Source organism: Nocardiopsis sp. TSRI0078, from assembly GCF_001905145.1.
Lineage (GTDB): Bacteria > Actinomycetota > Actinomycetes > Streptosporangiales > Streptosporangiaceae > Nocardiopsis.
This window is the reverse complement of sequence record NZ_LWLB01000025.1, coordinates 1-8,204: the sequence shown is the minus strand read 5'-3', so window position 1 is coordinate 8,204 and position 8,204 is coordinate 1. Positions and strand designations below refer to the sequence as shown.

Here is an 8,204-nt window from a genome sequence, read left to right as displayed (position 1 = left end):
CCGCGTCGACAACGACGTCCTGCCCGCCCGCCGCGCCGGGATGCGCACCGTCCTGCTGCGCCGGGGCATCTACGGCTACCGCCACGCGGCCACCGAGGACGCGGCGCGGGCCGACGCCGTCCTGGACGACCTGCACCAGCTCGCCGACTGGATCGCCGGCCGGGGCTGAACGGGCCCCGTACCGGATCCGGCGCGGTCGCGGCCGGCACCACACGGTCCGACCGGCGGGCGCACGGGCGGCGCGCGAACGGACCGTCCTCCGCCACACCCCACCTTCCGGTCCCCGAACGGAGACGACCCGGCCGATGATCACATTCGAGGGCGCATCCAAGCTCTACCCCGACGGCACGGTGGCCGTCGACGACCTGGACCTCACCGTCGAGACCGGCCAGACCACGGTCTTCGTGGGTCCCTCAGGCAGCGGCAAGACCACGTCGCTGCGGATGGTCAACCGCATGGTCGAGCCCACCGGCGGATCCGTCCTCATCGACGGCCAGGACGTGCGCAGGCGCGACCCGGCCGCGCTGCGCCGCTCCATCGGCTACGTCATCCAGCAGGCCGGGCTCTTCCCGCACCGCACCGTGCGCGACAACATCGCCACCGTGCCCCTGCTGCTCGGCTGGGGGCGGGCCAGGGCCAGGGCGCGCGCCGCCGAGCTCATGGAGCTGGTCGGCCTCGAACCCTCCCAGGCCCGGCGCTACCCCCACCAGCTCTCCGGAGGCCAGCAGCAGCGCGTCGGGGTCGCCCGCGCCCTGGCCGCCGACCCGCCCATCCTGCTCATGGACGAGCCCTTCAGCGCCGTGGACCCCGTTGTGCGCGCCGGCCTCCAGGACGAGCTCCTGCGCCTGCAGGAGGAGCTGCACAAGACCATCGTCTTCGTCACCCACGACATCGACGAGGCCGTCCGACTCGGCGACCGCATCGCCGTCTTCCGCCCCGGCGGGCGGCTCGCCCAGTACGACAGCCCCGAACGCCTCCTGGCGGCGCCCCGCGACGCCTTCGTGGAGTCCTTCGTCGGCTACGACCGGGGCGTGCGGCGCCTGTCGTTCTTCCCCGCCCGGGAACTGTCGCTGCGCGAGGACGTCGTCTTCGGCGACGACACCGGCGCGGGCGCCGCGACCGCCTCCATGCGCGGCGAACCGTGGGCGCTGGTGGTCACCGGCGACCGCGTGCCCCTGGGCTGGGTCGGCGCCGGGCAGTTGGCCCGCGTGCCCGCGGACACCGCCCTGGGCTCGCTCGACCTCGCCCCCTACGGCCACACCTTCGCCGTCGACACCGACTCCCTGCGCGCCGCCCTGGACGCGGCGGTGCTCTCGCCCGCCGGACGCGCGGTCGGCGTCGACGCCGACGGACGCGTGGTCGGCGTGGTCTCCCAGGACGACCTGGGCACGGCCCTGTGGTCGGTGACCGAGTGATCACCGAGACCTGGGACTGGATCGCGCGTGTCGCCGAGTGGGGCGCGGCGAACTGGAGCCACCCCGGCGACCCCGACCGCGGCGTCCTGCCCCGCCTGGCCGAGCACATGCGGCTGTCCTACCTGTCCATCCTCATCGGGTTGGCGCTGGCCCTGCCCCTGGGACTGGCGTGCGTGCGCTGGAAGCGGCTGTATCCGCCGGTGCTGACGGGTGTGAACGTGCTCTACGCGGTGCCCTCCATCGCTTTGTTCTTCCTCATGCTGCCCTACACCGGGTTCAGCGACTGGACGGCCGTCGTGCCGCTGGCCCTGTACACGCTGGTGATCCTGCTGCCCAACGTCGTGGACGGGCTGCGCCAGGTCCCCGACCACGTCCGCCAGGCCGCCGTCGCGATGGGCTTCGGTCCGCTGCGCCGCCTGGTGTACGTGGAGACGCCCGTGGCCGTGCCGGTGATCATCGCCGGTCTGCGCGTGGCCTCGGTGGCCACCATCAGCATGGTCAGCGTCGCCTCGCTGGTGGGCCTGGGCGGTCTGGGGCGGCTCATCCTCAGCGACGGGTTCCGCCGCCAGTTCGACGCGCCCATCGTCATCGGCATCGTGCTCACCGTCCTGCTGGCGTTCGTCACCGACGCCGTGCTCGTGATCGCCCGGCGCCTGCTCACCCCCTGGGCGCGCGGGAGCGGCGGTGGAGGCGGCCTCCCGCGCAGACGGCGCCGTGCGGCCGTACCCGCCGGAGCCGGCGCCGCCGCGGGCCCCGAGGCCGCGGACGCCGAACGGGCGCGGCACCCCGCCCAGACCGGGACCACGGCGAAGGAGAGGCGTCCATGGACATCCTGACCGACCTGCTCGCGTGGTTCGCCGACCCGGCCCAGTGGACAGGCGACACGGGCATCCCCGCGCGCGTGGGCGAGCACGTCCACTACTCCCTGCTCGGACTCCTGCTGTCCGCCGCCGTGGCCGTTCCCCTGGGGCTGCTCACCGGACACACCGGGGTGGGCGGCTTCCTCACCACCAGCCTCGCCAACTTCGCGCGCGCCCTGCCCACCATCGGGGTCCTGTTCCTCATCGTGCTGGCGGCCGGGATCGGACTCGTCCCGGTCCTGTGCGCGCTGGTGGCGCTGGCCGTCCCGCCGATCCTCGTCAACACCCACGAGGGCGTGCGCGGGGTCGAGCCCCGGCTCCGGGACGCCGCGCTCGGCATGGGCATGCGCGGCCACCAGGTGCTGCTGCGGCTCGAACTCCCCGTGGCCGTCCCGCTCATCCTCATCGGGATGCGCACCGCCGCCGTCCAGGTGGTCGCCACCGCGACCATCGCCGCCTACGTGGGCGTGGGCGGCCTCGGGCGCTACATCGTCGACGGACAGGCCCGCCAGGACCTGACGATGATGCTGGGCGGATCGGCGCTGGTGGTGCTGCTCGCGGTCCTCACCACGCTCCTGTTCGCCGGGCTGCGGCGCCTCCTCGTCGCACCCGGACTGCGCGCCGGCGCCGTCGCCTAGGGCGTGTGCTCCCCCCTCACCCGTCCATGAAGTACTCACAGAGAAGGTTGGCGAACATGCACAAGAGGCTCTCCCTCATCGGACTTCCCCTGACGGCGGTGCTCCTGGCCGCGTGCGGCGGCAGCGACCCCTACGCGGAGGAGGGAGGCGGCGACGCCTCCGGCTCCGGCGGGGTCGTCATCGGCTCCGCGGACTTCCCCGAGAGCACCCTGCTCGCCGAGATCTACGGCCGGGCGATGGAGGCCGAGGGGGTGGAGGTCACCTACCAGCTCAACATCGGCAGCCGCGAGGTCTACTACTCCCAGATCGAGTCCGGGAACCTGTCGGTCTTCCCCGAGTACAACGGCGCGATCCTGGCACATCTCGACGAGGGGGCGCCCACCGGCAGCAGCGAGGAGACCAACCAGCGGGTGGCGGAGGCACTGCCCGAGGGCCTGGAGATCCTGGACTCCTCCAGCGCCGAGAACAAGGACTCGGTCACCGTCACCGACGAGACCGCCGAGGAGCACGGCCTCGACAGCATCGACGACCTGGCTGGCGTCGCGGGCGAGATGACGCTGGGCGGCCCGCCGGAGTTCGAGACCCGCCAGCAGGGCGTGGTGGGCCTGGAGGAGGTCTACGGCGTCGAGTTCGGCGAGTTCCGCTCCCTGGACGTGGCACTGCTGACCCAGGCGCTCCTGGACGGCGACATCCAGGCCGCGAACCTGTTCACCACCGATCCCCAGATCGCGGTGGAGGACTTCGTGGTCCTGGAGGATCCGGAGAACCTCTTCGGTGCCCAGAACATCACCCCGCTGGTCAACAGCGAGCAGGTGGACGACACCGCCCGCGCCGCCCTGAACGCCGTGTCGGCCGCGCTCACCACCGAGACCCTCACACAGCTCAACGAGCGCGTGGTCGTCCAGAACGAGAACGCCGCCGACGTGGCCCAGGAGTGGCTGGAGCAGGAGGGCCTGGCCTAGCTTCTCGGGGGCTCCGCTCCGCTTCGCCCCGTGTTCGGGCGCCCCGAAGGCGGGAACCTTCGGTGGGTTCACTCGTTCCTCATGAACCCGCCTACGGCACCTCCAGAACCCCGCCGGCGCCCGAACGGCACCTGCTGTGGGGCTCCGCTCCACCCCGTGCGGCCACCGGGAGCCTCCCCGGTGGCCGCACGGCTATCCCAGCGAGTGGTAGCGGCCCGACCAGCGGACCAGTGCCGCGCCCGTGCCCGCGACCTCGGGCAGGCCCACCACGTCGGCGAAGAAGACCACGTGATCGCCCACCCGGACGCTCTGGCGCACGGAGCACTCCAGCGCGGACAGGGCCTCGTCCAGCACGATCGCGCGGGTCCGCCCGCCCCTGTGGTGGGGCTGCCCGCTCACCAGCAGGCGTGCGCTGGGGCGTCCCTCGGCGGCGAACCGGCCCGCCAGTGCGCGTTGGCCCTCGCCCAGCACGTTCACGGCGAAGGCCCCGGCCTCCCCGATCACCTCGGCCATGTAGCCCTCGGCGTCCACGCTCACCGACACCACCGGCGGGTCGGCCGACACCGAGCCGAACGCGCTGACGGTGGCCCCCACGTCGTCGCGTCCGTCGGCGACGGTCACCACCGCGACCCCGGTGGGCAGCAGCGCCATCGCGTCCAGGTACGCACCGGTCAACGGATCTCCCATGTCTGCGGCATCATCATCGGGCCCCCGACGGGCAGCCCCATCGCCACGGCGGCGTGCTGCAGGGGACCCCACGCGCCGAGCACCGTCTGCGGTCCCGAGGCGCCCACGTCCTCGCTCGACTCGTGCGGGCGGATCCGGTCCAGCGGGTGCGTGCGCGGGAAGGAGCGCAGCGGCAGCGCCTCCGCGCCGGCCCTCTCCCGGGCCAGCCGCACGGCCGTCTCCAGGCCGCCCAGCTCGTCCACCAGACCGCGCTCGTGCGCGTCCCGGCCGGTCCACACCCGTCCCCGGGCCACCTCGTCCACCTGCTCGCGGGTCATCCTCCGCGCCCGGGCGACCCGCTCGGTGAAGTCCTCGTACACCTGGTCCAGCAGTGCGTTGATCCGCTCCCACTCGGACTCGGTGAACGGCCGCTCGGTGTCGAACATGCCCGCGTGCTCACCGGTGCTCACCGAGTCGCTGGTCACCCCGTACCGTTCCAGCAGCCGGCCCAGGACCGGCTTGCCGGTGAGCACCCCGATGGAGCCGGTGAGGGTGCCGGGCTGGGCGACCACCGCGTCGGAGCCCAGGGTCACGTAGTAGCCGCCCGATCCGGCGACGTCGCCCATCGCCGACACCACGGGGATGCCCGCCTGGCTGGTCAGCTCGCTCTCGCGGCGGATCGCGTCGGAGGCGGCGGGCGAGCCGCCACGGCTGTCCACGCGGAACACGACCGCCTTGACCTGCGGGTCCTTGCGCGCGGCCCGGAAGGCCGCCGCCACGGTGTCCGAACCCATGACGGTGCCGCCGCCCAGCGGCGAGCGCCGGGTCCGGCCCAGGCTGATCGTCCCGGACGCCGAGATCAGCGCGATGTACCCGGACCCGCCCCTGACCTGGGGCAGCGGGGGAGGGGTGTGCTTGCGGTGGTAGCGGGTGACGAACTGCAGTTCCGGCTCCACCGACCGGCCGCCGCCCGCGCCGTCCCCGCCGCGCTCCTTCTCCCGCACCTGCTCGAACAGCTCCGCGTAGACCTCGTCCCGGTAGGCCAGCCGGTCGACCAGCCCCTCCTCGACCGCCTCGCCGGCCAGGAACGGTCCGCGCGAGGGCTCGGCGACCGCCTCGGCCAGCTGGTCGCCCAGCGAGGTGACGATCCGGTCGGTGGCCTCGCGCTGGGCGTCGGTGTACCCGGTCTCGGTGACGCTGTTCAGCGCGTTCTTGTACTCGTGGCGCGCGCCCACCTCGTAGGTGACGTCCAGCTTGTCCAGGGCGCCCTTGACGAAGGTCGTGCGCATGTGCAGGCCGGTCAGGCCGAGCACGCCGGTGGGCGCCATGACCACGCGCGAGAACGCGCAGGCCAGGTAGTAGGGCAGGTTCCCCGTGCCGGACTCGCCGAAGGAGTCGGCCCAGGCCACGGCCGGTTTGCCCGCCGCGCGGAAGTCGGCGACGGTGTGGCGCAGCTCCTGGACCTTGGCGAACCCCATCGACCGGGCGTCCACCCGGACCAGCAGCGCCGCCACGCGCGGATCGCGCGCGCCCCGGCGGATGCCCTCCAGGACGTCGAGGTAGTGCTGTCTGCGCCGGTTCATGATCTGACTGAGCGGGTCCCCGGGGGCCTCGTCGGCGACCCCCTCCGTCAGGTCCAGCTCCAGGACCAGCGGCCCCTGCGGGCGCCGCCGGGCGAGGGACAAGGGCTCCGTGATCTTCGCGAGGTCCACCATGGGCCCAGAGTAGTGGCCACCGGGCCCCGCCGCCGGACACCGCTTCTCCCGTGGCGTCCGGATCCGTCCCGCGCCGACCGGTGGGTCGGGAACGTGCGGGATCGGACGGTGCGCGCCGTGTGTCGGCAAGCGCTAAGGTCAACGGTGTTCTGACCACGGGACGCACGAGAGGACGACGCATGGCGGGCATCCACGGGCGACGGCGGCGGGCACGCGGTGCGCGCGCCGCCACGGGAACGGCCGCGGCGGGCGCGGCACTGCTGCTCCTGGCCGCCTGCTCCGGCGGCGGAGGCGGCGAGGTCGAACTGGAGCGCGGCGAGAGCGGCATCCTGCCCGCGGCGGAGCCGCCGGCGCCGGAGGAGTTCGGCACCGAGAACATCGAGGGCGTGTCCATCAAGGTCCCCGACGGCTGGGAGACCCAGAGCGAGGGCGGAACGCTGTGCGTGAGCCCGCCCGGGCAGACGGCCTGTGCGTACGGGTCGGTGCAGCTGACCCCGCACGCGGCGGGGAGGCACCCCCAGGAGTGGCCGGCCAAGGGCGAGGCCTACAAGAAGGACGACGGCTGGGCGGCCGACACCGGAAGCTGCCGCAGCCTCAACACCGCCGCCTCCGGGGGCATCGGCGTGGAGGAGGCCAAGCTGAAGGTCTCCGACTTCACCGAGCACGCCGACGGCCTCAAGTCGCACCACTCGGTGTGGGAGGTGGCGTGCGCCAACGACGACACCTTCGAGGTGCGCATGTGGTTCCTGCCCATCAGCGACGTCCTGCTGTACGTGTGGTCCGCCGACTCCCAGTACTCCTCGGTCTACGACGAGATCGCCCTGTCCATGGACACCACCGGGTACCAGAACTGATCGCTACCCCCGCCGTCACCGGCACTCGGTCCCTCCGAGTTGCCGATTCGGGTGTCCTGGAGGTCCTGCGAGGCCGTAGGGTCGTAGTCGTCACAACAAGGGCCGTTCGCGCGGGCGCCGCCGGGCGGACGGCGGCAGTTCGGACGACGGCGTGAATCGGGGGTGCAGCACTGGTGACCACCATCGGAGCGGCGGGACGGGTCGGTCAGTACACACTCGACAACGGATTGCGTCTGGTGACCGCTCCGGCCTCCACCGGCCAGGTCGCCTCCGTGAACCTGTGGTACGGCGTGGGCTCGCGGCACGAGGTCCCCGGGCGCACGGGGTTCGCGCACCTCTTCGAGCACCTGATGTTCCAGGGCAGCGGCAACGTCACCAAGGGCGAGCACTTCGAGGAGGTCGAGCGGCTCGGCGGCGACATCAACGCCTCCACCTCCAGCGACCGCACGAACTACTTCGAGACGGTTCCCGAGCACGCCCTGGACCGCGTCCTGTGGCTGGAGGCCGACCGTCTGGCGACCCTGCGCGAGGGCATGACCCAGGAGGTCCTGGACAACCAGCGCGACGTCGTCAAGAACGAGCGCCGCCAGCGCTACGACAACCAGCCCTACGGCACCGCCCTGGAGCGCATCCTGCGGCTGGCCTACCCCGAGGGCCACCCCTACCACCACCCGACCATCGGCTCCATGGCCGACCTGGACGCCGCCGACCTCGACTACGTCAAGTCCTTCCACAAGGCCCACTACGGCCCGGACAACTGCGTGCTCACCGTGGTCAGCAACCTCGACCCCGAGGACGTCCTGGCCCGGGTGGAGAAGTTCTTCGGTCCCATCCCCGCCCGCGACACCGTCCCCGAGGCCCCCGACCCCTCGCTGGACGCCCCGCTGGGCGGGCCGGTCCGCGACTCGGTCACCGAGACCGTGCCCGCCGCCGGAGTGTTCATCGGCTTCCGCGTCGCCCCCTACGGCGAGCGCGGGTTCGACGTCATGCACCTGGCCTCGGCCGTCCTGGGACAGGGCCAGGGCAGCCGTCTGTACCGGTCCCTGGTGGTGGACCGCCCCATCGCCGCCGACGACGGCGGGGCCGCCGCCGAC

The 8,204-nt window shown here is 73.0% G+C and carries 9 protein-coding genes; 7 read left to right on the top strand and 2 right to left on the bottom strand.

The window, feature by feature from the left end:
* From A6A08_RS16915 to A6A08_RS16895, 5 genes are all read left to right on the top strand, one after another.
* The coding region (locus tag A6A08_RS16915) for an HAD hydrolase-like protein (protein WP_158069291.1) at positions 1 to 169 on the top strand (169 nt) is incomplete at its 5' end.
* Positions 170 to 305: 136 nt separating this feature from the next.
* Entirely contained in the window at positions 306 to 1,415 is a 1,110-nt protein-coding gene (locus A6A08_RS16910) for an ABC transporter ATP-binding protein (protein ID WP_073703591.1), read from the top strand.
* Complete coding sequence (locus A6A08_RS16905) at positions 1,415 to 2,251, top strand: ABC transporter permease (RefSeq protein WP_143181796.1); 837 nt, start codon at positions 1,415 to 1,417, stop codon at positions 2,249 to 2,251. The genes A6A08_RS16910 and A6A08_RS16905 overlap by 1 nt, the downstream gene beginning before the upstream one ends.
* Positions 2,239 to 2,913 (top strand): ABC transporter permease, encoded by a 675-nt coding sequence (locus A6A08_RS16900; protein ID WP_073703589.1) that lies wholly within the window; start codon positions 2,239 to 2,241, stop codon positions 2,911 to 2,913. The genes A6A08_RS16905 and A6A08_RS16900 overlap by 13 nt, the downstream gene beginning before the upstream one ends.
* A 56-nt stretch (positions 2,914 to 2,969) precedes the next feature.
* A complete protein-coding gene (locus A6A08_RS16895; protein ID WP_073703588.1) occupies positions 2,970 to 3,875 on the top strand; it encodes an ABC transporter substrate-binding protein in 906 nt (301 codons plus the stop codon).
* Between the two features lie 192 nt (positions 3,876 to 4,067).
* Here A6A08_RS16895 and A6A08_RS16890 read toward each other — a convergent pair whose 3' ends face one another.
* Both A6A08_RS16890 and sppA read right to left on the bottom strand, forming a co-directional pair.
* On the bottom strand, positions 4,068 to 4,562 hold the full coding sequence (locus A6A08_RS16890; protein WP_073703587.1) for a flavin reductase family protein: 495 nt from the start codon (positions 4,560 to 4,562) through the stop codon (positions 4,068 to 4,070).
* Complete coding sequence (gene sppA, locus A6A08_RS16885; protein ID WP_073703586.1) at positions 4,547 to 6,256, bottom strand: signal peptide peptidase SppA; 1,710 nt, start codon at positions 6,254 to 6,256, stop codon at positions 4,547 to 4,549. The genes A6A08_RS16890 and sppA overlap by 16 nt, the downstream gene beginning before the upstream one ends.
* Positions 6,257 to 6,435: 179 nt before the next feature.
* On the opposite strand from sppA, the gene A6A08_RS16880 reads away from it, so the two are divergent.
* Positions 6,436 to 7,110: a hypothetical protein gene (locus A6A08_RS16880; RefSeq protein WP_073703585.1), complete on the top strand. Its 675-nt coding sequence runs from the start codon at positions 6,436 to 6,438 to the stop codon at positions 7,108 to 7,110.
* Between the two features lie 173 nt (positions 7,111 to 7,283).
* Positions 7,284 to 8,204 (top strand): pitrilysin family protein (locus A6A08_RS16875; protein ID WP_073703584.1); only part of this gene is annotated, 921 nt, incomplete at its 3' end.